Origin of the sequence: Siminovitchia sp. FSL H7-0308 (assembly GCF_037980985.1) — a bacterium.
Taxonomy (GTDB): domain Bacteria; phylum Bacillota; class Bacilli; order Bacillales; family Bacillaceae_C; genus Siminovitchia; species Siminovitchia thermophila.
On the sequence record NZ_CP150282.1, the window covers coordinates 3,261,250 to 3,287,196 of the forward strand.

Consider the following 25,947-nt stretch of genomic DNA (forward strand, 5'->3'; position numbering starts at 1 on the left):
TTTCACCGACCTCCCGGAAGTTTATCATTTGCTTGATGAACGATTGTTGAATCTGTATCCATACTCGCGATATCCTTCTTTTTTGACGTGAGTAACGTGATAATAATGAGGGCAGCGACCGATAACGGCAAAGAAAACAAAACACTGTTCCAATCAAACGGCTTATTGAGTACAAGTTCCCAGAAAAGGGTTGCCATCCCACCAGTAATAATAGAAGCCAGCGCCCCCGCCGTATTGGCTCTTTTCCAAAAAAATGTCGCCATCACAACGGGTGTAATTGCTGCACCATACATCGTGTAAGAATACATTTGTACTTCTAATACACTCGGAAAAAAAGTACCGAGTACATAGGCCAAAATACCAAGCAGTATAACAGACATCCGACTAAAACGTAAATGCTGCCGATCTGTGAGCGTACCCTTAAATCGAGAGTAAATGTCGTAAACGATATTTCCGGCAATGGATAATAAAAAGGAGTTAGCTGTCGTAATGACCAACGCAATGGAAGCAACCAATATCAGTGACCCAACGGGAACCGGTACTGCATTTGCGGCAATATGAAAAATAGAAGTGTCAGATTGAATTTCCGGGTATAACACAACAGCAGTTGTCGCAATAAAGATCGCTAAACTAATAATGATGACATTCCCAAAAAAGAATCCGATTGTTGATTTTTTTGCGGTGATTTCGTCCCTGGCTGCCGAAAATCGATTGTACATATTTTGGTCTCCCAGTATTAATAGGAAGGTCGGTAAAAAGAACCCCAACAATTGCGGGAATGTCAATCCTCCCGACCAGCTTACATGACTGTCAGGCAATGCGGAAACCATTCCAGAAAAACCATCTACCTTGGGCAATAAAAATGGGACAGCGATTAAAAATCCAAACACAATCAATATAGCGCTTACAAAATCTGTGTAAGAGACAGAAAATAGTCCACCTGTTACAGCTAAAAATATGACAAAAACAGCAATGAGTATCGTGCCGGTTTCAGGTGATATGTCAGTCGTCATACTCAGTATGACTCCTCCGCCTATGAATTGGTAAGCGGTAATGCCCACATACGCCAACAGGATAAAAACAGTGGCGACAAGCCGAGTAGTACTTCCATATCTATTCTCCAACATTTCTGGTAAAGTATTTTTCTTCAATAATCGGGCCATATCGGCAATGAAGTATAAAATCATGATCCCAATAGGTCCACCGGCAAAGTAAATAATAGAGGCGAGAGGCCCGTATTGAAAAATAAAACTGGCCCCTCCGACTATTGTTCCTGATCCCACCCACGTGGCAAGCAATGTTCCAACGAGGATAAAACCCGGCAATCGCCGCCCTGCTATCATAAAATCCTCGGTATTTTTAACTTCGCGCTTAGCAAAATACATTCCTAAGAAAACCATGCTAGTTAAATACACAATAACAATGATTAAATGAACATTCATGGCTTACCACCCCTGGTAGAAGATTGACATTTTACTAAACCATGTAATCCTGTCCTTTCCACTGAATTTCGCAAACATCATATTCTTTTATTTTACTGTGGCGAGTGTAATGTTTAATTGAGATAAAATATCTCTCAACTGCTGTTCTTCAGCCGGCGACAATCCCAGTCTTGGATAGCGCGACGGTCCGCCGGCCTGCCCGGTCAATTCCAGAGCCCGCTTGACAATTTGGACATATTTCCCCGATCCTTCAAGGAAATGACAGAGAGGAAGAATGCGGTCGTTGATTTCCCAGGCCTTGTCAATTTCACCATTTTGGAAGTAGTGAAACATATCTGTCACCAGTTTCGGCACAATATTGCCCGCTACGGACACCCAGCCCGTTGCTCCGACGAAATAAGATTCCATGACCAGCTCTTCAGCTCCGCAAAACACTTCAATGTCGCCTTTTCCTTCACGGGCGAGGTCTCTCGCTTTCTGAATATCGCCGCTCGATTCTTTGACATGTGTAATGGTTTCACATTCTCTTGCAAGCCGCAGCATCAACTCCGTGCTCATATCGATGCCGGACAGACCTGGATTGTTATACAGCATGATCGGAATATCCGTTTCTTTGGCAACTTCTTTAAAATGAAAATAGATTTCTTCTTCCTTCGGTTTGCAATAGTAAGGATTAATGATCAAGGCGGCGTCCGCGCCATTCGCTTCCGCCTGTTTCGTGTATTCGATTGTTTCTTTCGTCGTTTCGGACGCTGTCCCAACCATTACAGGAATTCGTCCGTTTACTTCTTGAACCACCGTTTCAACCATCTTATATTTTTCTTCTTTCGTCAGACTGACAAACTCTCCGGTGCTCCCATTGATAATGACTCCAGCCACACCTTGGTCGATAAAATAATGTATATTGTTCTTAACACCTCCCCAATCAATCTCCTGATGTTCATTCATCGGGGTAATTAAAACCGGAAAAGCTCCCCTGATTTTTGACATTTTACTTCCTCCATTCATTATGTTATAGACTTGCAATTTGTTGATCCGTATCTTCACTGTCCGAATCGTTCGTATACCAAATAAACTTATTCGTAAACCCGTAAATCAACGTAATGAATACAGCCAAAAAGTTAAACCATAAAAAGGGAAGGTAGGACAAAGTGCTTACACCTAATACAGTGGCCATATATACCCCGCCATCACTCCACGGCACCATCGGCGTCGTAACTGTTCCGCCCGCTTCTGTATTTCTTGAAAGCACCCGCCGGTCAATGCCAAGACGATCATAGTTTTTTTCGGTAATCTTACTCGCCGTGATAATGGATACGTAAGCAGCGCCTCCAAAGAAGTTCCCAAAAAATCCGGAAATGATCGTAGAAAGTGTCACTTTCCCCGCATTATCCGCCCAAGCAAGCATCGTGTTGCAAATAACCTGCAATATGCCGATTTTCTCCATCAAACCGCCAACGCCAAGAGCAAACAAAATGAGAACAATGACATCAAGCATGGAGACAATCCCGCCCCTGTTGAGCAAATTGTCGATAAAATCGACGCCCGATTCAATCGCAAATCCGCTGTAGGAAGTTTTAATCGCATCCAGTATCGTCATATCTTGAAATAGAAAGGACCAAATGGCTCCGAGCAAGGCACCAAAAGCAATCGTCGGAATCGAGGGCTTTTTCATGGCTAGAAGGATAATAACAATCACGGCAGGAATGAGCATATACCAGCCGATATGAAAATGCTCCTGCAATGAAGCCATCGTCGCTTCTGCACGGCTTAGGTCGCCGCTTTTGTTCACGTAAAACAAACCGGTAAAGATAAATAACAACCCCGTTAACACCCAAGCGGGAACACTGACATACAGCATGGATTTGATGTGCTCAATCAAGTTTACTTTCGTCAATGAGGCCGTCATGATCGTCGTGTCTGAAAGCGGAGACATTTTATCTCCAACATAAGCTCCGGAAATGACGGCCCCTGCCACAAGCGCTATCGGTATTCCAAAACTGTGTCCAATCCCCATCATGGCGATGCCGGCAGTGCCCGCTGTGCCGAATGACGTTCCGGTTGCCAGCGATGTCAACGTACAAATAACGAAAGCGGCAAATAAAAAGATCGTCGGATTAATAATGGTGAGACCATAATAAATGATGCTCGGAACGATTCCGCCGGCAATCCATGTACCAATCAACGCCCCCACCGTAATGAGGACCAAGACAGCTTCCAAACCGTTATGAATCCCCTTTAAAATGCCATCCTGCAAATCGGAATACGTGTAACCGATTTTAAGGCCGACAAGCATAATGACAAACCAGGAAACGAACAATGCCAATTGAATCGGAAGGCCAATTTGCGCAACAAACACGTACATGATGACAATAAAACTCACTAACACAAAGATTACTTCAGGCAGATTGGGAAGACGCTTTTCTTTTACCATGGTTTTCCTCCTCATTTTTCATAAACCAGGAATGCCATTACTTAAGCAAAAAACCGTCAGGCAGAGGGTCCGTTGGATCGAGGATAAACGTTTGCGCCCCTGTCATAAACCCTCTCGCACGTATACTGAACCGATTGTCGCCGTCGACTTGAAGCAAATTTGCTTCAAGAAAACTTCCAAAAATGCTTTCATTCACTAGCCGTTGTTCCGACCGGATTTCCCCTTTCCCCACCAGACTTGTAAAACAGGCCGCCGTCGAACCGAAGCCCGGCGAACGGACGAGCCATCCGTCCTCCCGGAACGTGACTGATTTCACCCTTCCCTTGGATGCTTCCGCCCAATCCATTAACACAACCCTTTCAACTGCGCGTTCCCTTGCCAACTTTTGAACAGCCTGTCGTCCCCATTCTTTTAATTCTGAAAGATTGGCGAGTTCCAGCACGGCGCCAACTTCCTTCGCGTCAAACAGAGCATACAAATGCTCCCCCTGCACGAGGGTATACATTGTCTCTAAAAAAGGAATGTCAGACTTCACGAGAGTAAACGAACCTGTCTCCACAATAACGGATACAACCTGTTCCTTTTCCATTACCGCCGATGCAAAAACGATGCCTTGAACGGTTTCTATCAAATACTCGCTTGATTGTTTCTCCTTTAAGCGGCCATTTTCAAGCAGGGCAGTAGTGATGGCGGCAACTCCGGCATTATGAACAGGCACTGTGCCTTCATGATCAAAAAAGATAACAGCCACATCCGCTTCTTCACTGACAGGCGGAACAACGAGACAGCCGGTGATCCCCGCAAATCCGCGCGGCTCTTTTACAAGCAATTTCATTTCTTCCGAAAAAGTGGCCGGCAGCTGCTCCTCCAATTGTTGCAGACTTCTGTAATGAACGAGTGGCACATCATGGATGATCCGAAAAACTTCGCCTGCCACATGCACGTCAGTCGTGTGATACATTTTTTGCAGTTTCATGTCACATCCTCCGTTTCATGCTCCATCGGCGGAATAAGAAGAAACCCTTCCCTAAGCGGATCTTCCTCATTGTAGAAAAAGCGGTGCATGCCCATCAGCCAGGCCGATCCCGATATGTTTGCCACAACCGCGTCCATTCCTTGGACTTGCGTTTCATGAAGCACACGCCCTGTAAATAATGTGCCGACTATACTCTCATGGACAAATTCTTCTTCTATCCCTATTTCGTCATTGGCATAAAGAACAGCCAGCTTGGCAGAAGTCCCCGTCCCGCACGGTGAACGGTCGATCCCGCCCGGCGGGACGACAACGGTGTTTTTTACATCCGCTTCTTTATGCGTTGGCTCCGTAAAAAATTCCACATGGGTCAATCCCCTGATAAACGGAAATTGCGGGTGGACCACTTCCGTTGATTCGTTGATGGCGTTACGAATGTTGATCGCCTTTGCAATAATGTCGGAAGCGTTTTCAGGAATCAAATCGAGTCCCACTGATTTGGCGTCAATAATCGCGTAAAAGTTTCCCCCGTACGCGATATCCGCCTGCACCTCGCCGATGCCTTCCACATCAACGCTGACGCTCTTTAACAAAAAGGATGGCACATTGTTAAAAGAAACGGTGACCGCCTTTCCGTTTTCGACAAGGATATCCACTTCCACCAACCCGGCCGGTGTATCCAATGTCAAGGAGGTCACCGGCTCTTTTACAGAGATGAGCCCCGACTCTGTCAAAGCTGTGCAGACGCCAATCGTATCATGGCCGCACATCGGCAAATATCCGCCTGTTTCAATGTAGATGACGCCGATATCCGCCGCGGGATCGCACGGCTCTGTCAAAAGCACTCCCGACATCACATCATGCCCTCTGGGCTCATTCATGAGCAGCTTGCGGATCCAGTCATACTCTTTTTTCATGTACAGCATCTTCTCCGACATCGTGTTTCCTTTTAGTTCGGGAAGCCCGCTGATGAGAGTTCTCGTGGGATTTCCTCCTGTATGTGTATCTATCGTTGTAAACACTTTTTGCGCCTTCAAATACTTGCCACCCCTTTCTGAAAACGATGATAGCTTAAAGGTTGAATCGGAATACTGGTCTCTTTTTCATTCATGAGCTCCTCCACAACTTTCCCTGTGACAGCCGCCAGGCTGATTCCATCCCCCTCATGTCCTGCCGCTATGTAAAAATTTGGAATCTCATCCACTCGCGACACAATCGGCAAATGATCTTCCGTGTACGGCCGGAGACCTGCGTAAGTACGGATTATCATCATGTCAGCCATTTTTGGATAAAAGCGAATCGCTCTGCGGGCAATACATTGAATGACTTCATGCTCTACCTTCGTGTTAAAATCGACAAATTCCCGGCTGCTCCCGATTAAAAAATTCTGGCTTTCCGTCGGTTCAAAGACAAGCGCCACCCCATATTTCTCTGTAAGCGGATCAACCCGGCGCTCCCCGCCAAACTTGGAAATTAAATAGCCAAACTCCATCACTTTACGCAAACCGATCTGTTCTTGTCTGGAGGCGACAATGATATGCCCTTTCCTTGGCTTGATCGGAATCGACAGGCCCAGCATCTCCCCGATTTTAGGCGCCCAGACGCCAGCGGCATTCACCACATGGTTAGCGGTAAACATTCCGTTTGACGTATCAATGGAAAAAGACCCGTCTCCTTCCTTTTTTACACGCCTCACCTCCGTATGTTTCCAAGCCTCTGTTCCTTGCTGCTTTGCCGCTTCCAACAATGCAAAAGCAAGCATATATGGATTGACGGTTGAATCTGTGGAACATTCCAAGCCCCCAAGCAAGTCGTCAGCAAAATACTTGGACTCATGCCGTATATCATTTCGGTCCAACATCCGAAACGGCAATCCTGCCGCTTTTTGGCGTTCCACCCATTGCTCCGCAGCTTCCATTTCTTCTTCAGATTCACAAACAAGAATACTTCCTGGTGCGCGGTATTCAAATGGATAATCCAACTGCCGTGATAAATCAGCGACAAGCTTCTGGCTGACCAAAGACATCTGGCTGTCAAAACCCGGATCTTTATCTATAGCCAAAATATTTCCATCACAACGAGAAGAAGTGCCGCTTACAAAATCTCCTTTTTCAACAAGGGTCACTTGCCGACCGGATTTGGACACGTAATAGGCGATAGCACACCCGATAATTCCGCCGCCGATGATGAACACATCACAATGTTTCAAAGCTGTTCCTCCCTTCGGTGCTTACTTTTTATAGGTTGCAAATACTGTGCCAGGTCGCTCCGCCTGCCACATGAGAAAATCAATATTACTTTCGGGAAAATTTTAAAAACTTGAACATATTAGTGTATAATAATCTTTACACTGTAAAATTTTTTATATATAAGGGGTGGAATCATGGCTCTTTCGCTGCCAACTATCCGTGAAGTGCTGCATACGTTAATACGGCCTAACAACATGGACTATATATTGGAAAGAGACGGGCGGTTTTTTTACCAAAAAAGTCCGTTTGAAAAAGAATGGCGATGTAAAACGGTATACGAGGACGACACTTTTATGGCGTTAACCAATGCGTTCCAAGAAACTTTCGTCACAGTGGTGCTTGATGCCAATGACAAGCCGAACGGCTATATTACCGCAGCTCAGATGATCCAGTTTCTCTACACCTCCTTTCAACATGTAAGCGCTTTTTATGAAGCAGTCATCAACACATCAGATTCTTCGGTGACGGCCATTGACGCCGACGGTCGTGTCAAAACATGGACAAAGGGCGCAGAAGAAATATTTTCGATTAAACAAGAAGAAATATTGGGACGGTTGATTACGGACTTTTTTGAACCTGACAAACTGGAAATCTTGCATTCTCTTCACAAAGGGAAAAGCATTAAAAACAAACAACATCATCCGCGTTCCGACTTATTTGTACTGATTAATTCCAATCCCGTCTATTACGAAGAGGAAATCATTGGGGCCGTGGTGTCGGAAACGGATGTCACCAGCCAAGTAGTACTCAATGAAAAACTGTTTAACATGTCCTTTGAAGTACACCGCCTCGAGCAAGAGGTCGCGAAATACAGAAAAACAAACGATCCGTTCAGCGCTATTAAAGGAAAAAGCAGAATCCTCCAGGAAACAGTGGATTTGGCAAAAAAAGTGTGTGCCGTTAAGTCAACCGTCCTGATTTTAGGGGAAAGCGGCGTTGGAAAAGAAGTGTTCGCGAAAGCCATCCATGATGCAAGCGAAAAAGAAAGCGCCCCATTTATTTCCGTTAACTGTGGGGCCATACCGGATTCTCTCTTTGAAAGTGAAATGTTCGGTTATGAACGCGGGGCCTTTTCAGGCGCCAGCCAAAAGGGGAAAAAAGGAAAGATTGAACTGGCTAACGGAGGAACTTTATTCCTCGATGAAGTGGGAGAAATGCCGCTTGACATGCAAGTAAAATTATTACGGGTGTTGCAGGAGCAAAAATTTTACCGAATTGGCGGTGAAAAGGAAATCAATATTGATTTCCGTATCATTGCCGCAACAAATCGAAACTTATCGGAGCTCGTGAAAGAAGGAAAATTCCGTGACGATTTATTTTACCGTTTAAATGTCGTCAGTGTCCAAATTCCTCCTTTACGTGAGAGGAAGGAAGATATTATTGAACTGACAAATCATTTTTTAAAAGAGTTGTCTATTCGCTACGATCGTCCCATCCAAGATTTTTCACCCGAAGTTATGCATTCCTTATTACAGTATGACTGGCCGGGCAATATTCGGGAACTGCGCAATGTCATCGAACGGCTTGTCGTTTTTGCGACGGACGGTATCATCAAAAAAGAGTATTTGCCTTTCGTTCCGGACAGCTTCTCTGATCAAAAACAGCTGCCCAAATGGGAAGAGCAAGAACAACACCAAACCATTTTGCCGCTTCAGACCGAAATGGAAAAGCATGAAAGAAAAGTGTTGGAGCGGGCCTTAAAGATCGTAGAAGGAAATAAAGCGGAGTGCGCCAAGCAACTCGGCATCACACGAGCCACCCTGTATAACCGGCTAAAGCGCCTTGGACTTGACTGAATATCCTCCCTTTGTTGGTACAGTTTTTGCATTATAAACTTGCATAGACAGCAAAAGGAGGCAAAGCCTATGACTGGCAACGAGAACTTGGTCATTTGCCGATGTGAGGAAGTCACTTTCGGACAAATTCAAACAACTGTTGAAACATATACATGCAGTGCAAGGGAGTTAAAGCTCAGAACGCGGGCAGGAATGGGTTTCTGTGGAGGCCGCACATGCAGGGTGACACTTGACCGGCTCATTGAAGAGGTACTGCCGGGCATCTCCGTTTCAGACATTCCGTTGAAATACCAGCCGCCTGTCAGACCGGTCACTTTCGGAACGGCAGGTGATCTTGATGACTAGAATTATTGACCACCCTATTTTAGGCAAAATCGAACATAGAAAAAAAATTCCTTTTCAATTTGACGGAGAAACATATACCGCTTACGAAGAAGAAACAATCGCGGCCGCCCTTTTAGCCAATGGCATCCGCCAACTCCGTGTCCACGAACAAAGTGGAACACCTCGCGGATTTTACTGTAACATTGGCCATTGCATGGAATGCCGTGTCACCGTCAACGGGAAGGCAAATCAACGCGCCTGTCTTACGATTGTGAAAAAAGATATGGCTGTTGAGAGCGGAAAGCAGCATCCCAATATGATTAAAGAGATGGTGGCAAAAAAATGAGCGATGTTATTGTGATTGGCGCCGGACCCGCAGGACTTGCAGGAGCCATTGCCTGTGCTCAACACGGCCTAGAGGTAACAGTACTCGATGAGTTTATAAAGCCGGGCGGCCGGCTGCTTGGACAGCTACACGAAGAAAGACCGGGAAAATGGTGGAACGGAATAGAAGAATCGAAACGCCTGCATGAAAAAGCAAAACAATTGTCCGTTCATATACACTGCGGTGTTTCAGTCTTTGATTTGGAAAAAGCCCAAAAACTTTGGAAAATCCATACAGACGCCGGAACATTTGATGCTCCTTTTATATTACTTGCCACTGGAGCAGCCGAATTTCCAATCCCCATACCCGGCTGGACATTGCCGGGTGTGATGTCTATTGGAGCCGCCCAAGTGATGACCAATGTCCACCGGGTTCGGGCAGGGAAAAAAGGGATCATTATCGGAGCAAACATACTATCCTTTGCCATATTAAATGAACTGCAACTGGCCGGCATTCGTGTGGAACGGATCATCCTCCCAGAAAAAAACGCGCTCAGTCAACATGCCGGTATACCGGAAAATGTCATGGAATCCCTGCTCCATGCTTCCCATTTGGCTCCTTCGCGATTTTTGCGCATCGGCAGCCGCTTGATGAAGCGTCCTGCTTTCCGAAACTGGGGTCTTCAATTTTATCCGAAACAAGGCATAAAAGTAAACGGCACTTCCCTCCAACTCCGGAAAGCGGCTGTTGAAATTGTGGGAAAGACAAAAGTGGAAGGGGTACGAACCGTCAATATTGATTCCCGGGGAAATATCATGGCAAATTCGCAAACGGAGTACGAAGCGGACTTTGTTTGCATCGCGGGCGGGTTATATCCACTTGCTGAATTGGCCGCAGTCGCCGGCTGTCCGTTCCGGTATATTCCTGAATTGGGAGGGCATGTCCCTGTTCATTCAGAAACAATGGAAACGCCGCTTGAAGGCCTGTTTGTGGCGGGAAATATCACCGGGATTGAAAGCGGAAAAATTGCCATGGCCCAAGGGACTGCCGCCGGACTCTCGATTGCAAAACAGGCGGCAAAAGAGTCCATGATCATTGATCAAAAATTGGATGAGGCCGTACGAGCTATCCAGGAAACCAGGCAGGCGGCCGCCATTCAATTTTCACCAAACATCGAACAAGGCAGAGAGCGCATGAAAAAGATTTGGGAAGAGCTTTCTGCCGAATAGGCTCATAAAAAAACAGGACCGGGCAGGTCCAGTTTTTTTATGCTGATTTGATATTTATGGCAATCTCTTGGCGTGCCCTCATGGTTTTAAAAACCTGGCCAATTCACGAACTAACATCTTTACTGTTCATATACTACTTCACCAGTTCTGGATACATCATAACCGAGGGATTGCAATTTTTCTTGAAAAGATTTATTTTGTAAAATCGCCTGCACGTTGCCGATGAGCTGTTCATTGTCATTTGTTTTTAATAGGACAAGATCATAGCTTTCTGTCATCAAGGGGATAAATTCAATATTCGCAACTTTGGCCGTATGTTCAATGCCGACACCGACATCGGCTCTTCCATTGGCCACGCTGCTAGCCACTCCCAAATGGCTTGTTTGAATATCTCCATATCCTTTTACGTGTTTTTTCGATATACCGTTAAGCCGCAGTTGTTCGTCTAGCAGCACCCGGGCTCCGGCCCCCTTCTCACGATTAATCAGCTTTAAACCAGCCTTGGCCAAGTCCGGCCAACCCCTTATTTGCAATGGATTTCCCTTTGCCACATAAAGCCCGGCCCTGCGGCCGATCAAGTTCATCACAATAAAGGATTGACTGACAAGCAGCTTTCTTATGTAGGGAATATTATATTGAAGTGTATCACCGTCGAGCAAATGCGTACTGACAATATCCGCTTTTCCCAAATACATGGCAATCAAGCCGTCAAGGCTGCCCGCGTAAGAACGCAACGGACGATACTGGTTTGTGTTCGATTCGATCTGTCTGGCCAAAATATCGAGACTGCTATCCTGGCCGCTGATCACGACTTGACGCACTGATCCTTTTATCGTTTTTTCAGCTTCCACTTCCGGAGCAGATTTCACTTCCAGTGTCCGTAATTTGTAATGCTCCAGCTCATTCGCGTCCACACGCATTTGCCGTCCTACCCGGAACGCTTTCAATTCCCCTTTTTTAATTAAGTCATAAACCGTCAATTTGGAGACTTTCAAGAGCCGGGCAATCTCTTCCGTTGTAAAAGACTCATTGTGTGCCATCAACAACACCTCAATACATATAATCACTCTATTTTATCATTTACTTATATGTTCAAGCTAACTATAATTAGTTATAACTAATGATAAATAGATATAACCAAATCTGCTTTTTTGGGGGATTCAGATGAAAAAATTCGCCATATTCATCTTGCTAGTCGCTTCGTTGTTATTGGCAGGATGCAACAGCAAGGAAACAACCACCAACGTCGACAAGGAAACAGAGGGGAAAAAGATACCATTGATTGTTTCCGCAGCAGTCAGTCTGACAGAGGCACTGGAAGAAATCAAAGAAATCTATGAAAAAGACCATGCAGTCGATATCACTTTGCAGTTGGGCGGCTCCGGCACATTAGCCCGGCAAATTCAGCAGGGCGCACCTGTTGACATTTTTCTTTCTGCCAACCAGGAATGGATGGACACATTGGAAAAAGAAGACCTAATCGATCATTCGACACGAGCAAATATTACAGGAAATAAAATGGTCATGATTACAAGTGCGGATTCCGATATCCAATATACTTCGGCAGCACAAATTTCAGCGAAAGATGTGGAGCAGATCGCCATTGGCAATCCTAAAAGCGTTCCGGCAGGTAAATATACGGAAGAAGCACTACATCATTTGAATAAATGGAATGAGCTAAAAGATCAGCTTGTTTTGGCAAAAGACGTTCGGCAAGTATTAACATATGTGGAAACCGGGAATGCCGACATCGGTTTTGTTTATGAAAGTGATGCGGTGAATTCCGATAAAATCAAGATGTTAGCCACTGTTGACGATTCTTTGCATGGCCCTATCGTTTACCCGGGCGCCGTCATCGCCAATACGAAGCATGAAAAAGAAGCGGAAGATTTTCTAACGTTTTTGCAAACAGAGGAAGCTCAAAACATTATGAAAAAATACGGATTCAAGAAATAACGTTGGTAAGGTATGATGGAACATATGAACTACTCTCCGCTTTTATTATCATTTAAAACGGCTGCTATCGCGACAATCATCGTCTTTATCACGGGAGTCGTCCTTGCAAGGGTGATTGGGCGCAATTCCTTTACCGGAAAAAGCGTAGTGGAAGCCATCATTATGCTGCCGCTCGTTCTTCCTCCAACCGTTGTCGGCTTCGGCCTGTTATACATTTTCGGAAAAAATGGCATAGTTGGCAAGCTGTTGCTTGACTGGTTCGACTTTCAAATTGTTTTTACCTGGTACGGAGTCCTCATCGCAGCAATTGTCGTATCGTTTCCATTGATGTATCAAAGTGCCGTCGCCGCTTTTCAACAATATGATCCGAATGTTGAAAGTGCCGCCTATACGATGGGCGCTTCCAAATGGAAAGTATTTTGGACGATTTCCTTTCCGCTTGCCTGGCCGGGTTTGCTCGCTGGGACTGTCCTTTCCTTCGCCCGCGCACTCGGTGAATTCGGCGCTACTTTGATGATCGCCGGCTATATCCCGAACGTGACGGATACGATTCCGCTCGCCATCTACTTCGCAGTGGAATCTGGAGATATGGAGCTTGCCACCTTTTGGGTCATCATTATCGTTGCTCTTGGATTCAGCGCCATTTTATGGCTAAACTGGTGGAGTAAAAAGAACATGATGAAACACACGAAATCTTGATGGGGGGTTCGAATGTGCTTACCGTTGATATTCAAAAAAAACGATCCCATTTTCACTTGAAGGTGCAGTTCACGGCAGCCAATGAAATCGTCATCTTGTTCGGACCTTCCGGATCAGGGAAAACAACCATCCTACATTGTATTGCGGGACTGAACCAGCCCGACTCCGGGACCATCCGCTTGAACGAGACAACATTTTTTGACGGCAAGCCGCTCGTTCCCATCCAAAAAAGAAACATCGGATATTTGTTTCAAGATTACGCCCTTTTTCCACATATGACCGTCTGGAAAAATATCTCTTACGGCATGAAAAATGAAACATTTGCCAAAGACTTCATGAGAGAACTGCAAATCGAACATCTGGCAAACAAATATCCTTCTGAAATTTCAGGTGGCGAAAAACAGCGTGTAGCCCTTGTAAGAGCGATTGCCACCGAACCAGACGCCCTGCTTTTGGATGAGCCGTTTTCCGCATTAGATGACCATACGCGTATAAAAAGCCATGAAGAATTGCTCCGCATCCACCAGCTCTGGCGCATTCCCATTATTTTAGTCACTCATAACCGCGAGGAAGCTGAAAAACTGGGAGATAGAATTTTATATTTGGAGAATGGAAAACTGGCGAACGAAAGACCCCAACAAAAAACAGAGCCTGGTACATAAGTTAAAAACAAACTGACATTCCCGTACAAATCGTGAAAATAAAACCGCGTGAAATCAAGGTTTGTAAATTTGATTTCACGCTGGCTTATTTAATTTTATAGGGTTTTGTCCGAACCTCAAAGTTAGCTTTCTGACTACTTCGCCCAATCAGGTGCGAGCAGAATTGTGTATGTCACCATATAGCGGCCAAATGCGGAAAAGCCTCCCCCGACAGAAAGCAAGCTCTTTTCACCTTCTTTTAAAAAACATTCACTCCTTCCTTATTAGCTTTCTACTTTTTTAACGAACTCGTTTGCAAAAGCGTTAAGGATTTGTCCGGCTTTTTCCGAGATTGATTGATTCTTTTGCTGGTTATTAAGCAATGTCTCGAAACCGCCCATATGCTGAAGGACTTTTTCATCTTCTCCCTTTTCTTCAAAAAGCTCAACAGCGATCATATGAGTTTTTAATGCGCGGGCTGCCTCCGGATTGGAAAACTCTCCTCCTACTTCAAAATGCTTGATGAAAGAGAGGATATCTTGCGCATTTATATCAGATGTCCCACTTGCTTTATTCGGGGCTCCAAAGTCAGCAACTTTTGCGTTATTATGCACTGAAATGAGCGTTCCATGAACGGAGTTTCCAACTACAACCGGCCCGTATTCTCCGTATTTTTCGTTCACAGATACTTGGTTGTTGTCGAGCAAAGCAAGCGATCCGTTAAATGAGCTGCCTACAATGGATACATCGCTTTTCGTAGACATCACAGTTGTTTTCCCCTGGACAGTGGATTCGACTATTTGAACTCTTTCGGCATTTATACTCTCAATGGCACCATGAATTGTGCTGTTCGATACTATGATTGATGCGCCTCCTTGGACCGTCAGTCCCCCGGATACTTCAGCATCTTCAATACAGACGACCCCATCTTTCACCACTACATTACCTGGGTGCTTTCCAGTCATTTTTTCCGAACAGGCTGGTTTTCCGCCAGGCAAAACAGTCACGTGAAAGTTTTTGGATAAGCCGATATTTCCCGCCGCATCAATTGCACGATGTTCAACGAGATGTGTGCCAAATCCAGCAACAAACGGCCCTCCAGGATCATTCTCATTGTATGTTTGCTCAAAAGCAGCCTTCGAAAGACCTCCTGTCCCCAAGTTACCATATACGAGTGCCTTAACTACTGTTCCGGAATGTGAAAATGTAAACGGTGTACCCAGAGGGGCATCCGGAAAACCAAAGTAATTGTACCATCCATCTTTATTTAGCCGAAATTCGCCTACGACAAACCCGGATTGATTATCTTTTGGATCAAGCAGCATATCAAACTCATTGAAATATACGTAATGTTCAGTCCCTAACATGGCCAGCGGATCAGACAATGTTTTTTCGGCTAGCGGAAGTTCATTGTCAACAGTCCAGCCAACTGTATCCGATCCCCCGCCAGAGTCCAACGGGTCCATAACCGTTGCCTTTAATTCAAATGATCCTTTCGGCAAATTGAACTGGCTTAAATCAAGATGACGGGTATCATGTTTGTCTTCTATTTTCTTCCCATTAATCTCCCATGTTACTTGTAACACCCTGTCGACAGGATTGGCTGTTTCAACAAAAACGATTTCATCATGCGTTAAATGATGAAGCGTAGTAGAATGGTTGGTGAACTGAATCTCCACATCTTTTTTCGGAAGCGGAGCTCCAACTGTCCACTCTCTCGCTTGTGTCATGCGCGGCCCATCCAAGTATGCGGGATCTCGGACAAATTCGGTAGTATCCTTCACAGTTGCCTTTATACTGTCTCCCTTTTTTACATTCACTTTCCCAAGTTCTAAATAGCGGCTATTATTCGTATCTGCCACCCTTTTCCCATTAATCTCCCATGTTACATCAAGCATATGAAATCTTGGATGCATTGTCTCTACCCATAGTACATCCTCGGTGCCGACTTCTCCTTCAGGCGTTGAATTAACCGGCATCTTATTGGCGTTCCTCATTCCAGTAATCCGCTGAGTCATGATTTCCCTGCCAACCTGATCGAAGTAAAATCCAGTCCACCGCATCATAGAATGCTCGCTGGGACGCCAAACATTTGACCCCCGTGTTGAACCACTTTCATAACCGTCCGGATCCGCAGCCCGAATCATCCCCCCAGACTCGCTTTCTTCCCCCAACCAACGCCACCACTTTGCCTTTTGCGCCATCATTTCCTCTGAGCTCATCCGCGTATGGTGCAAAGAGCTTGGCTCGCTGTTCGGATGCGGCAGACCTGGATATTCTCTGCTCGAATAAGGATATTCATCCTGCAGTTGACCCAAGGAATGACCCAACTCGTGCAAAGAAACCAACGGTCCTTGCGGGCTTCCGCCAGTTGTTGTGGCATGCACGCCGCCGATCCCGCCATAAGTAAACGTATTGGCTATAACAATCGTTTGAATATTTTGATATTTTTCAGGTATTCCTAAAAGCGGAGCCACATGATCTCTAAGTATCGCATCCCTGGCTTCAACTCCTCCAGCCCCGTATGTCACACCGCGCGCTAACGGATCAGCCGGACATTCATTCGCATATTGGAGATGAAAAACAGTATCCCGCCGGACATTTCCATCATCCGGGTCGCAACTGATTCCTGATTCCTTGGACGGTGTCTCTACCATATATACGTTAAAGTAATTCCGATAACTCCGAAACGGCTCAACACTCCACTGGACATTTTGATTCCGATCCACATCCTCGTGAAACTTGTCCATTTCATCAGCGGTATAACCATCTCCCAGAATGATTAGATTCAATCGTTCACTTGCCGGTCCTGTTACCTGCAATGGAACGATATTGACATCACCAACCTCAAGCTGTCCGCTTTTCGCTGATGCAATGGAAAAACGATCTCCTTGCTCCGTTGCAGGACTCAAACCCATAAGCATCAAGACACCGATCGCAAACAAGGACAATATCACCTTTTTACCTTGACGAAACACGTCATTTTCCCCTCCCTAATCAATCTGTTTTTTTAATGTTTTCCTATCATGTCAACATAATGTTAAAGGTAAAGGTCGATTTGAAAAGAATGTTTCATATGATAAGCAAAAAATAGGAATGATGGTAACTAGGTTTGTTTAGTAACAAAATATTCCAATTGTAATGTAAAATAGTATAAAAGATATAAAGGGTGAATGTATGAATAAAGGAAAGCTTCCACTTGTCATTGCCATTGCTGCGGTATCTGGTGGAGGAAAAACAACAGTAGCCACACAATTAAACCAGAGCTTACAAAATTCAAAAGTACTTTATTTTGATCACTACAATTTTGAAGGTCCAGATGACATGATCGATTGGGTAGACAGAGGAGCTAATTATGATGATTGGAACTTGGTTCCGTTGATTAAAGATTTAGAAGGGCTACTTAGCGAACCACTAGATTACATTGTGCTGGATTTTCCGTTCGCCTATAAACACACAAAAATGAGTAAATTTATTGATTTCGCAGTGTTTATTGATACTCCTTTGGATATCGCAATGGCAAGAAGAGTGATGAGAGATTTTAAGAATAATTCTATTGATAATATATTGTTGGATATGAAAAATTATATTGCACAAGGAAGACGGGGTTATCTTGAGATGCTAAAAACGATAAAGCCAAATTCGGATATCATTGTCGATGGGACATTACCTTTATTAGAAATTATTCATAAAATCTCTACATCTGTAGAAAAAATGTAATAACAGGAACGAACTTGGAGGTACATTTCCTCCAAGTTCATTTTTCCTGCTAGAATACGGTATTTCTAAGTCGTAACGTCTCTGCGGTTGGCCAAGGTCATTTGAATTACCCCTTTTTGTTAATTCCCCACAAAAGTGAACCAAACACTTTAACATAGCCTAATAAAAATCGAGGGTAATGTCTGTTTGTTCTTCCGGACACGTCCTCTATAGGGACGCACATATTTGTTAGACATATCGTTTACAATAGGTACCATTATTCATTTCCAACTTTTTCAATCAGCTCATCTGCATAAATCTGAAGGGCTTGTCCAGCTTTTTCCGAAATCAATTGATTCTTTAACTGGTTATTTAACAAAGTCTCAAACCCGCCCATATGCTTGAGCACCTTTTCATTTTCTCCTTGTTTTTCAAAGCGCTCTACAGCGATCATATGGTTCTTTAAAGCCCAAGCTGCTTCTTGGTTGGCAAATTCGCCACCAGTCTCAAATTGTTGAATCAACGAAACTAGATCGCTGGCAGTGACATTTGTTCCGGCAACACGTTGGATTGTTACGGCTTGATTCGTATCTGTTTCCGATACTGCCGTAAAAGAAAGCACTGTCTGCGAATCTTGGCCTTCCGGAACTTGTACATAGACTGGCACATTCACTGTCTGCCCTGCTGCCACTTCAATCACTTCGTGTTGGAGCATCGTGTTCCATCCGCCTTCTGTTGCCGCATTCAGCCGGTATAGGTCAGCACTATCCCCACTGTTTGTCACATTGAAATGGTATGTGGCCACTTTTCCGGGAGCCGCTTTTTCCGCCTTGTCCTTGACCGCTTCTACTCCACGATTATAGTCCCCCGCACCATCCAAATGCCGGACAGCCACCCGGTAAGAAAGCACACCATCTTCGTCATATTTCTTATCAAGAATATAAAAGTGGAGCCTGTTATGCTCATCAACGTATTCGCTGACCACTCCATCCGCTGTTCCTGCTTTAAATAACGCATCTGCCAACTGACGATAGTCTCCTTTTGAATACATGGCTTTTTCACCATTCGGTCTCGTGAAGTCTACCTGATCAATATCTTCCGGATTTGCATCAATCACCCATATGTTTGGTGCGGATTCAGCGTTCTTTGTTTTGGCCAACAGCACTCCTGAGTCTGGTATAAATGAGTCAAACCCTACACGATCTACCACTTCCAAGGTATAGTTGTCGTACCATTTCGCTCCCCGTTGCATATCGGCGCGCCAATCATCCCGCAAGGAATTGGGCGGCGTCAAATCTTCCATTTCGATATTGATGCCATATATGCCGCTCCGGCCAAACTGCTCACCGCTCGGGACTGCGCGGGCAAGGACGTCCGCAAACACCGGACCGGTGTCTGCCAATTCATCCCGGTTGACGTTCAAATATTGGCCTTCTGTCAAGAAGCCCTGTTTAATCTTGTTTCTCAGCATATGATGCGATGGCGCAGAACCTCCTAAAGTTGGCTGAACCATCCATCTTGTATGAGGGCCGCCTGGCCCATTAAAGCTGCCGCGGCTCATTAATTCCCAAGGACCTGAATACGTGCGGGAAACAGGGTCGGCATATGGATTGTTATAGTTGTCCAGCAACTGCATAATATGTCCAAATTCATGTGCGAAGGTTCCCATTCCATCGTTTTCACCTTGAACAGATATGCCATTTCTTATATCAGCGTGGGACCAAATCCCTTTGGCGGCAACCCATGAAGTCCATGGAACATACCGTGTCGCAGCCCAATTTGGCATATCGGGATATTCGGAAGGCGCTCCATATTCATCACTTACAGATTCGGGACCATCAAACATCATTTCACCAAACTCCTGCCAAACACCTGACTCATCATATCCGGCGTGCAGTATAAATGTAAAATCATATTCTTCTCCCGAAGCTTCCATATCGGCTTTTGCCTTATTCATCGCTTCTGTTCTAAAAGTACTTTTAGGCGTATAATCCGGTGGTAAAAATGGCTGCTGTCCAAACTCATTCATGCCATACTCAAATTCGTTGTGATCCATTCTGTAAGGACCAAAGGCATCAATGTCCACCGACCATTTTCCAAAAGAATTTTCCATCCAGTATTCGTTAATTGTCCGGTGATTGTTTAAAGGTTGAGGTTTGTTTAAAAAATCTTCCCAATACTTCGGCACCTCTTCCCTGGGAATATTTCCATTGATCGGATTCCCATGATGCTCGCTTCCCTCTTCCGAACTTAGAATAAACTCCCGGTCTGGAAAGTCTACTACGACCAATGCGCCTTTCAACACTCTTTCAGGTTGAATATTCGCGTTGTTCCAATCCATCCCTGGTACGGGTCGATAGTCATCCCATGTCATATGTTCCGGCAACACCCAAGACTCGGAATCTACCGGTTCCGGAAATGTGTCCAACCCGGATTGTTGAGCATAAACAGGTGAGGTGAGGCCTACTGAAAGCAAAAAAATACCTAAAACAACAAAAATGCTATTTATTCGCCTCAAACCAGCAACCTCCTTTTATTTTTAACAAAAGCATACCATTTAAATTTAATTCCGACAATTGAGAATATACTGAATGATATTTAAGTACTATAAAGGCTGACTGGTCCTTTGTTCATAAGAACATCGCCTATAACCCATTTTTTTACACATTATTCATTCTTCTTAAATAACAACTGAAATAGGGTTTAGGTGATGTTTTATTCTTAATGTTGATTATATTCTGAATGAAAGTGTGGATCATCACATCTATTCCTTTTCTGTACCCATTTCTAGAGACTTAATGAAAAATAGTGATAAAGACCTGTAAAGCATTTGCAAAAGGTTACAAGGTATGAACAAAGCTTTAAGAATCCGTTCTCCCTTGATGGCTGAGTATGCACTGGATGCTTCGCTTTTGCCAAACAGCATAAAAGCAAATGATAGGCAATATATCCTAACGACAACAGATTACTTGCTTACTATTTTATTTATTTTAATAATTTTAAATTGTTTAAATTAAACAGCGGTGTTATGTTATGGATAACTCAAACTGTATTTTTTTAACGAGGGAGGAAATAGGAATTGCGCGGCAATACGAGCAAACCGAAATGAACGATTCACCAAAGGAGGAAGATGGGTAATGAAAAGGCCGGTCATCTATTCACTCTTCATGTTGATGATCCTTTTGGGAAGCACCGCCGAAGTTTCAGCCAATCAGATTTCACCGACTGCTTCCTCCAAGGAACCAGTCAAAATGAATGGACTTGTTCCGGAAACAGCAACAGAATACACCAAAATAGAACTAGAAGACGGAATGACGAAGCCGATCTATCCCATTGATGAGGCCATCATCGAGAACTTGTTGGTTGAAACAGAAACAGATAGCGACGGGGATGGTAAACGGGACCGCGTGGCTATTCGTGTCATGCGCCCGCATACAGATCCCGGAATAAAAGTGCCGGTCATCTATGAAATGAGCCCATATCGGGCCGGCGGAAATCCAGTTGATTTTCACAACGTTGATATGGATTTGGTTCCGATCGACGGCAAGCCGTCGGCAGCAAATCTTGGCTCTTTGGGAGATTATTATGTTCCAAGAGGCTATGCGGTCATTTTAGGATACAGCATTGGGAGCGGTGCCTCGGACGGCTGTCCAACAGTAGGCGATGTACATGAAATCATGGGAACAAAGGCGGTCATTGATTGGCTCAATGGACGGGCTAAAGCTTTCACAGAAGATGGGGGTGAAGTGAATGCCGATTGGTCGACTGGCCATGTCGGCATGATTGGCGTCTCCTATAACGGCACATTGCCAAACGGCGTTGCGGCTACCGGTGTGGAAGGGCTGAAAACGATTATACCCATAGCGGCAATCAGCAACTGGTACGATTACTACCGGGCAAACGGCGCCGTGGTTGCTCCCGGCGGCTACCAGGGAGAGGATGCCGACGTATTGGCTAAATATGTTTTAACACGGAAAAATCCCGATATTTGCCAACAAGGAATTGATCAGCTCACCGAAAAACAAGACCGTATAACAGGTGATTATAACGAGTTTTGGAACAGGCGGAATTATTTGAATGACGCGAATAACATCAAAGCAAGTGTCTTGATCGTCCATGGCTTAAACGACTGGAATGTAAAGACAAAGCAGTTTTCACAATGGTGGGAAGCACTAAAGCAAAACAACATACCGCGAAAAATGTGGCTCCATCAGGGAGGACATAGTGGGGTTTCATCAAATAATTGGAAACAGACGGAAAATAGATGGTTCGATTACTGGCTATATGGAATTGAAAACGGATTGATGGACGAACCGAAGGTCGACATCCAGCGTGAAGACCTGACGTGGCATCAGCAAGAGGACTGGCCTGCCCCTGAAGCAGCTTCCGTAAAGCTGCATCTTAAGGAAGGCACCGATACAGATAGCGGAGTTCTCAGCAGCGAAGCGTTCGCAAATGCATCGAGTCATGAAAGCCTGACCGATACCCCCTTGAAAAAAGCAACTGAGCTTGCGGCAGAACCAGAAATAAAGTCTGAAAATCGCCTTGCTTATCTTTCACCAGTATTAAAAGAGCCCATCCGTCTAAGCGGCACACCTGTAGTGACATTGAAGGCAAGCATTGACCGGCGTGTAGCCAACTTGACCGCACTTCTTGTCGATTATGGCGGAACGAAACCGGAAATCGTCACACGGGGATGGATGGACCCACAAAACCTGGAATCAGCCGAACAATCTGTACCACTAACACCTCATCAAGCATATACATTCAAGTGGGATATGCAGCCAGATGACTATGTGTTTAAATCGGGGCATCGCCTGGGCATCATTCTTCTTGCAAGCGACCATGAATTCACAATCCGTCCTCCGGCCGGAACAAAAATAACAATATCTCCTGGAGAAAGTGAAATAACCCTGCCAATTGATGGTGACTTGCAACATCTGAATATCACCGCGGCCATCATGGAAAAAACTGTACAACAATTCGAGAAAGATGGGGAGTTTACAAATAATGAGGCCGCCCGTTCCTTGCAGGTTCATTTAGTATCCATCCATCATTTCGAACAGCAAGGCAAAGCTGAAAAGGTAGTTCAACATATGAAAAGTTTTTACCCTTTGCTTGATCACTATTTTCAAAAAGGACATATGTCAGAACGCGCCTATCAAACTTTGAAATCTGACACGGATTACTTCATAAAAAAATGGCAATGACCTTTTGATTACCAAAATGATGATGAAATAAAACCTCCCCTTGATCCAGACAGATGGGGAGTTTTTTGATGACTCTAAAAAAGGGCGAGAACACCTAAAATTCATATCTTTATCGGTCAACTGCAATAAAATGCCAAAAGCGATAGGCATTTGAAAGAAGCGGTAGATGAGTGCGTTCAAGAAAGTGAACCGGCTTCAGCCCGCATACATAATAGGGCTGAAGCCAGTGTTATTCTAGGCGAAAAGCTCGCAAGGAAAGGCAATCACCATGTATCCCTCTGAATTTGCGTAATCCGCCTTAAACACATCCTTGAATACATCCACCCTTACACAATTCCCGTCATTTCTATGAGTGGTTTCAGATCTACTTTTTTATTGGGAGTGTCGCTAAAATCGCTTCTCCGTTTTTCTCATACGTCCCCGGCTTTTTCATCCACCTGCCTATATACGGGCTCGCCCTCTTGTTGACACACGGCTTCTTCAAATTCCGGCAGCATCGCACCGACAGTAAAATATTCTAATTTTCCTCCTGCTTTTGCATGGGAAGTATCGGTAGAATATTGTTTTGCCAACGCTTCAAATTTTTCTCCTTTATCAAACGTTTGTTTTATTTCCTTGGCCGTCTTTTCATTCTTTACCAAAATAGGGTGAGCCTGAATCTCCGTTTTCATGTGCTTATAGACTTTTATCTTTTGTTCTCAAATATTGCCACCACATATATCGTCTTTTCGTTTAAAAGGCCGATGCGCACCGCCCCTTCCCCCCCAGAAAGCCTTGACTTGCCAGCCACATCTCAAGCTGGACGCCCAGTTGATCTTTGCTCTCTATCACCTTTTCATCTATTTCTTTATCATTTAATCTTCCAATAATGTTGACAAACACCCTTAACAATTCCTGTCTATATCTTTCTTTTAGCTCACATCAGTTTCCATTACAACTTTCACCGCTTATTTGCGTGTTTTGCGTTGCATGCGGACATGATGAAGGGCTTAAGAATGTTCACCAAGCTACTCGCTGTGCCTCGCTTTAGTTTTTCATCTTGGGGTCTAAAACGTCCCGCAGTCCATCCCCCATAAGATTGAACCCGAGAACAACGAGCACAATACAGACTCCCGGCACAATCAACGTCCACGGCGCAAGCTGTATAAAATCCCTTGAATCCGCTAGCATTTTACCCCACTCCGGCAATGGCGGCTGCGCTCCGAGCCCCAAAAAACCAAGTCCGGCGGCATCCAAAATGGCTGTGCCAAATCCCAATGTACTTTGTACGATGAGCGGAGCCATGCTATTCGGCAATATATGGTGCAGCAGTATGCGGCCATTTTTCATTCCCTGGGCCCTCGCCGCCATGATAAACTCCTCTTCCCGCAAACTAATGACCCTGGAACGGACAAGACGCCCAAAAATCGGAATATTAACGATGGCAATCGCAATCAAGGCGTTTTGCAGAGAGGCTCCCAAAATGGCTACAATAGCGATGGCCAATAAAATGCTCGGAAAAGCAAGCAAAATATCAAAAAATCGTGAAATAAGCATGTCCACCCAACGCCCGTAATATCCGGCAAGAACACCTAAAATCGTTCCAAAAAATAATGCGCCTATAACCGCAAAGAAACCGACTTGAAGAGAAAGTCTCGCGCCATACGCAATTCTTGTAAAAATATCCCGCCCAAGATCATCCGTTCCAAGCCAGTGTGTTGCAGACGGAGGCTGCAGCCTGTCGGAAATGACTTGTTCATCGAATCCGTAAGGCGTAACGAACGGGGCAATGAATCCAAGCAAAACAAAAAATAGTATGATAAAAAAACCGGTAATGGCGAAACGATTTTTTCTAAGCTGTCTCAAAGCATCCCGCCACAGGGAGGGAGGGGCTCCCATTTCAGGTTCCTCGGGCCTTTTGGGAGGAATTTGTGTTGAGGGCCCCATTTCAACATTTGTTTGCATATTTGATCCCCCTTATTAGTATTTGATTCTGGGGTCGATGACGGTATATAAAATATCGACAATCAAGTTAATAATGACAAATATAAAAGCGATCACCAATATTCCGCTTTGAATGACCGGATAATCCCGATAATTAATCGCCTCAAATATATAACGTCCCACACCTGGCCAACTAAAGATCGTTTCAGTTAAAATCGCACCGCCCAATAATACGCCTGCCTGCAGACCAATGACGGTGATGACAGGGATAAGGGCGTTTTTTAATGCGTGTTTATAAATCACCAGGAACGTGCCCGCCCCCTTTGCCCGGACTGTCCTAATGTAATCGGACTTCATAACCTCCAACATGCTGGAACGTGTCATTCTGGCAATAATCGCCATTGGAATCGTTCCGAGTGCGATAGCTGGCAAAACGAGGTGTTTTAAGACTGTCACCGTTTTTTCAAAGTCCATTTGCAGAAGAGAATCGAGGACATATAAATGGGTGATGGGTGTAATGGGATCCTTGCTTGCCTCTCTTCCATAAGCAGGGAGCCATGCAAGCTCTTGGGCAAACAGCCACTGCTCCATGAGCGCCAGCCAGAAGACGGGCATTGATACACCGATTAAGGCAAACAGCATCGCCAAAAAATCAAACCATGAATTTTGCTTCCAAGCACTGATAATACCGGCATTGACCCCGATAATGATGGCAAATAAGATGGCGAAAAATGTCAGCTCAAAAGTCGCCCCCAACCGTGGCAGCATTTCAGTCAATATGTCGTTTTTAGTCCGCAAAGATGTTCCCAAGTCCCCCTGCAGCACATTTGATAAATAGATTCCATATTGAACGGGATACGGCTTGTTTAAGCCCAATCTTTCTTCCAGTTCCTTAACTGTCGACTCTTTAGCCGCTTCCCCTAAAATGGTTTGTGCCGGATTTCCGGGAATCATATGTACAATCGCAAACGTAATAATCGTCATTCCAAGCAAAACAGGAATAAGCACGAAAATACGCCTGCCAATATAGGCATACATACATCCACC

General features: G+C 44.8%; 21 protein-coding genes and 1 pseudogene. 9 read left to right on the plus strand and 13 right to left on the minus strand.

The genetic code is table 11. The features are described from left to right. Positions 1-2: 2 nt before the first annotated feature. The 6 genes from MHB50_RS15405 to MHB50_RS15430 all read right to left on the minus strand — a co-directional run bounded on the left by MHB50_RS15405 (position 3) and on the right by MHB50_RS15430 (position 7,058). Positions 3-1,442, minus strand: coding sequence for a sodium:solute symporter family protein (locus MHB50_RS15405; RefSeq protein WP_340084135.1), 1,440 nt, complete (start codon positions 1,440-1,442; stop codon positions 3-5). 87 nt (positions 1,443-1,529) lie between these two features. Beyond that, entirely contained in the window at positions 1,530-2,432 is a 903-nt protein-coding gene (gene dapA / locus MHB50_RS15410) for a 4-hydroxy-tetrahydrodipicolinate synthase (protein ID WP_077113571.1), read from the minus strand. 22 nt (positions 2,433-2,454) lie between these two features. Beyond that, positions 2,455-3,876, minus strand: coding sequence for a Na+/H+ antiporter NhaC (gene nhaC / locus MHB50_RS15415; protein WP_077113572.1), 1,422 nt, complete (start codon positions 3,874-3,876; stop codon positions 2,455-2,457). A 37-nt stretch (positions 3,877-3,913) separates the two neighbouring features. After that, entirely contained in the window at positions 3,914-4,852 is a 939-nt protein-coding gene (locus MHB50_RS15420; protein WP_205179070.1) for a proline racemase family protein, read from the minus strand. After that, complete coding sequence (locus MHB50_RS15425; protein ID WP_205179072.1) at positions 4,849-5,886, minus strand: proline racemase family protein; 1,038 nt, start codon at positions 5,884-5,886, stop codon at positions 4,849-4,851. Before MHB50_RS15425 ends, MHB50_RS15420 begins: the two co-directional genes overlap by 4 nt. Next, complete coding sequence (locus tag MHB50_RS15430; RefSeq protein ID WP_340084137.1) at positions 5,883-7,058, minus strand: FAD-dependent oxidoreductase; 1,176 nt, start codon at positions 7,056-7,058, stop codon at positions 5,883-5,885. The genes MHB50_RS15425 and MHB50_RS15430 overlap by 4 nt, the downstream gene beginning before the upstream one ends. A 174-nt stretch (positions 7,059-7,232) precedes the next feature. On the opposite strand from MHB50_RS15430, the gene MHB50_RS15435 reads away from it, so the two are divergent. The 4 genes from MHB50_RS15435 to MHB50_RS15450 all read left to right on the plus strand — a co-directional run bounded on the left by MHB50_RS15435 (position 7,233) and on the right by MHB50_RS15450 (position 10,772). Further along, positions 7,233-8,894, plus strand: coding sequence for a sigma 54-interacting transcriptional regulator (locus tag MHB50_RS15435; protein WP_205179082.1), 1,662 nt, complete (start codon positions 7,233-7,235; stop codon positions 8,892-8,894). Positions 8,895-8,963: 69 nt separating this feature from the next. After that, entirely contained in the window at positions 8,964-9,239 is a 276-nt protein-coding gene (locus MHB50_RS15440; protein WP_077113577.1) for a (2Fe-2S)-binding protein, read from the plus strand. Then, a complete protein-coding gene (locus MHB50_RS15445; protein ID WP_205179085.1) occupies positions 9,232-9,564 on the plus strand; it encodes a (2Fe-2S)-binding protein in 333 nt (110 codons plus the stop codon). The genes MHB50_RS15440 and MHB50_RS15445 overlap by 8 nt, the downstream gene beginning before the upstream one ends. Further along, a complete protein-coding gene (locus MHB50_RS15450; protein WP_340084138.1) occupies positions 9,561-10,772 on the plus strand; it encodes an FAD-dependent oxidoreductase in 1,212 nt (403 codons plus the stop codon). Before MHB50_RS15445 ends, MHB50_RS15450 begins: the two co-directional genes overlap by 4 nt. A 119-nt stretch (positions 10,773-10,891) precedes the next feature. Here MHB50_RS15450 and MHB50_RS15455 read toward each other — a convergent pair whose 3' ends face one another. After that, the gene (locus tag MHB50_RS15455; protein WP_340084139.1) at positions 10,892-11,812 is read right to left on the minus strand and encodes a substrate-binding domain-containing protein; all 921 of its coding nucleotides are present in this window, start codon (positions 11,810-11,812) and stop codon (positions 10,892-10,894) included. A gap of 124 nt (positions 11,813-11,936) precedes the next feature. Between MHB50_RS15455 and modA the strand changes: the two genes are divergently transcribed. From modA to MHB50_RS15470, 3 genes are read left to right on the plus strand one after another with little or no spacing between them, the layout of a single operon-like run. Beyond that, positions 11,937-12,728 carry a molybdate ABC transporter substrate-binding protein gene (gene modA / locus MHB50_RS15460; RefSeq protein WP_340084140.1) on the plus strand — a complete coding sequence of 264 codons (792 nt, stop codon included), beginning with the start codon at positions 11,937-11,939 and terminating at the stop codon, positions 12,726-12,728. Between the two features lie 24 nt (positions 12,729-12,752). Then, positions 12,753-13,427 carry a molybdate ABC transporter permease subunit gene (modB, locus tag MHB50_RS15465; RefSeq protein WP_340085352.1) on the plus strand — a complete coding sequence of 225 codons (675 nt, stop codon included), beginning with the start codon at positions 12,753-12,755 and terminating at the stop codon, positions 13,425-13,427. Between the two features lie 14 nt (positions 13,428-13,441). Further along, positions 13,442-14,089, plus strand: a complete 648-nt coding sequence (locus tag MHB50_RS15470; RefSeq protein WP_077113582.1) for an ATP-binding cassette domain-containing protein — start codon at positions 13,442-13,444, stop codon at positions 14,087-14,089. Between the two features lie 263 nt (positions 14,090-14,352). Here MHB50_RS15470 and MHB50_RS15475 read toward each other — a convergent pair whose 3' ends face one another. Beyond that, positions 14,353-17,046, minus strand: coding sequence for a M64 family metallopeptidase (locus tag MHB50_RS15475; protein ID WP_340084141.1), 2,694 nt, complete (start codon positions 17,044-17,046; stop codon positions 14,353-14,355). A 199-nt stretch (positions 17,047-17,245) separates the two neighbouring features. Here MHB50_RS15475 and MHB50_RS15480 point away from each other — a divergent pair, with 199 nt between their 5' ends. Then, entirely contained in the window at positions 17,246-17,788 is a 543-nt protein-coding gene (locus tag MHB50_RS15480; RefSeq protein WP_340084142.1) for a hypothetical protein, read from the plus strand. A gap of 256 nt (positions 17,789-18,044) precedes the next feature. On the opposite strand, the gene MHB50_RS15485 is transcribed toward MHB50_RS15480, so the two are convergent. Then, positions 18,045-20,285, minus strand: coding sequence for a M6 family metalloprotease domain-containing protein (locus MHB50_RS15485; protein WP_340084143.1), 2,241 nt, complete (start codon positions 20,283-20,285; stop codon positions 18,045-18,047). A gap of 733 nt (positions 20,286-21,018) precedes the next feature. Here MHB50_RS15485 and MHB50_RS15490 point away from each other — a divergent pair. Then, a pseudogene (locus MHB50_RS15490) lies at positions 21,019-22,689 on the plus strand (Xaa-Pro dipeptidyl-peptidase); the annotation flags it as partial. 698 nt (positions 22,690-23,387) lie between these two features. Here MHB50_RS15490 and MHB50_RS15495 read toward each other — a convergent pair. The 4 genes from MHB50_RS15495 to MHB50_RS15510 all read right to left on the minus strand — a co-directional run bounded on the left by MHB50_RS15495 (position 23,388) and on the right by MHB50_RS15510 (position 25,938). Next, positions 23,388-23,648, minus strand: a complete 261-nt coding sequence (locus MHB50_RS15495) for a peptidylprolyl isomerase (protein ID WP_340084144.1) — start codon at positions 23,646-23,648, stop codon at positions 23,388-23,390. Positions 23,649-23,709: 61 nt separating this feature from the next. After that, positions 23,710-23,859, minus strand: a complete 150-nt coding sequence (locus tag MHB50_RS15500; protein ID WP_340084145.1) for a hypothetical protein — start codon at positions 23,857-23,859, stop codon at positions 23,710-23,712. 144 nt (positions 23,860-24,003) lie between these two features. Then, positions 24,004-24,855: an ABC transporter permease gene (locus MHB50_RS15505; protein WP_236017041.1), complete on the minus strand. Its 852-nt coding sequence runs from the start codon at positions 24,853-24,855 to the stop codon at positions 24,004-24,006. 81 nt (positions 24,856-24,936) lie between these two features. Further along, entirely contained in the window at positions 24,937-25,938 is a 1,002-nt protein-coding gene (locus tag MHB50_RS15510; RefSeq protein ID WP_077113588.1) for an ABC transporter permease, read from the minus strand. Positions 25,939-25,947: the final 9 nt, after the last annotated feature.

Coding starts and splice junctions, on each gene's coding strand:
- MHB50_RS15405 (WP_340084135.1), bottom strand. CDS start 1,442: ATGAATGTTCATTTAATCATTGTTATTGTGTATTTAACTAGCATGGTT.
- dapA (WP_077113571.1), bottom strand. CDS start 2,432: ATGTCAAAAATCAGGGGAGCTTTTCCGGTTTTAATTACCCCGATGAAT.
- nhaC (WP_077113572.1), bottom strand. CDS start 3,876: ATGGTAAAAGAAAAGCGTCTTCCCAATCTGCCTGAAGTAATCTTTGTG.
- MHB50_RS15420 (WP_205179070.1), bottom strand. CDS start 4,852: ATGAAACTGCAAAAAATGTATCACACGACTGACGTGCATGTGGCAGGC.
- MHB50_RS15435 (WP_205179082.1), top strand. CDS start 7,233: ATGGCTCTTTCGCTGCCAACTATCCGTGAAGTGCTGCATACGTTAATA.
- MHB50_RS15440 (WP_077113577.1), top strand. CDS start 8,964: ATGACTGGCAACGAGAACTTGGTCATTTGCCGATGTGAGGAAGTCACT.
- MHB50_RS15445 (WP_205179085.1), top strand. CDS start 9,232: ATGACTAGAATTATTGACCACCCTATTTTAGGCAAAATCGAACATAGA.
- MHB50_RS15450 (WP_340084138.1), top strand. CDS start 9,561: ATGAGCGATGTTATTGTGATTGGCGCCGGACCCGCAGGACTTGCAGGA.
- MHB50_RS15455 (WP_340084139.1), bottom strand. CDS start 11,812: ATGGCACACAATGAGTCTTTTACAACGGAAGAGATTGCCCGGCTCTTG.
- modA (WP_340084140.1), top strand. CDS start 11,937: ATGAAAAAATTCGCCATATTCATCTTGCTAGTCGCTTCGTTGTTATTG.
- modB (WP_340085352.1), top strand. CDS start 12,753: ATGAACTACTCTCCGCTTTTATTATCATTTAAAACGGCTGCTATCGCG.
- MHB50_RS15480 (WP_340084142.1), top strand. CDS start 17,246: ATGAATAAAGGAAAGCTTCCACTTGTCATTGCCATTGCTGCGGTATCT.
- MHB50_RS15495 (WP_340084144.1), bottom strand. CDS start 23,648: ATGAAAACGGAGATTCAGGCTCACCCTATTTTGGTAAAGAATGAAAAG.
- MHB50_RS15505 (WP_236017041.1), bottom strand. CDS start 24,855: ATGGGAGCCCCTCCCTCCCTGTGGCGGGATGCTTTGAGACAGCTTAGA.
- MHB50_RS15510 (WP_077113588.1), bottom strand. CDS start 25,938: ATGTATGCCTATATTGGCAGGCGTATTTTCGTGCTTATTCCTGTTTTG.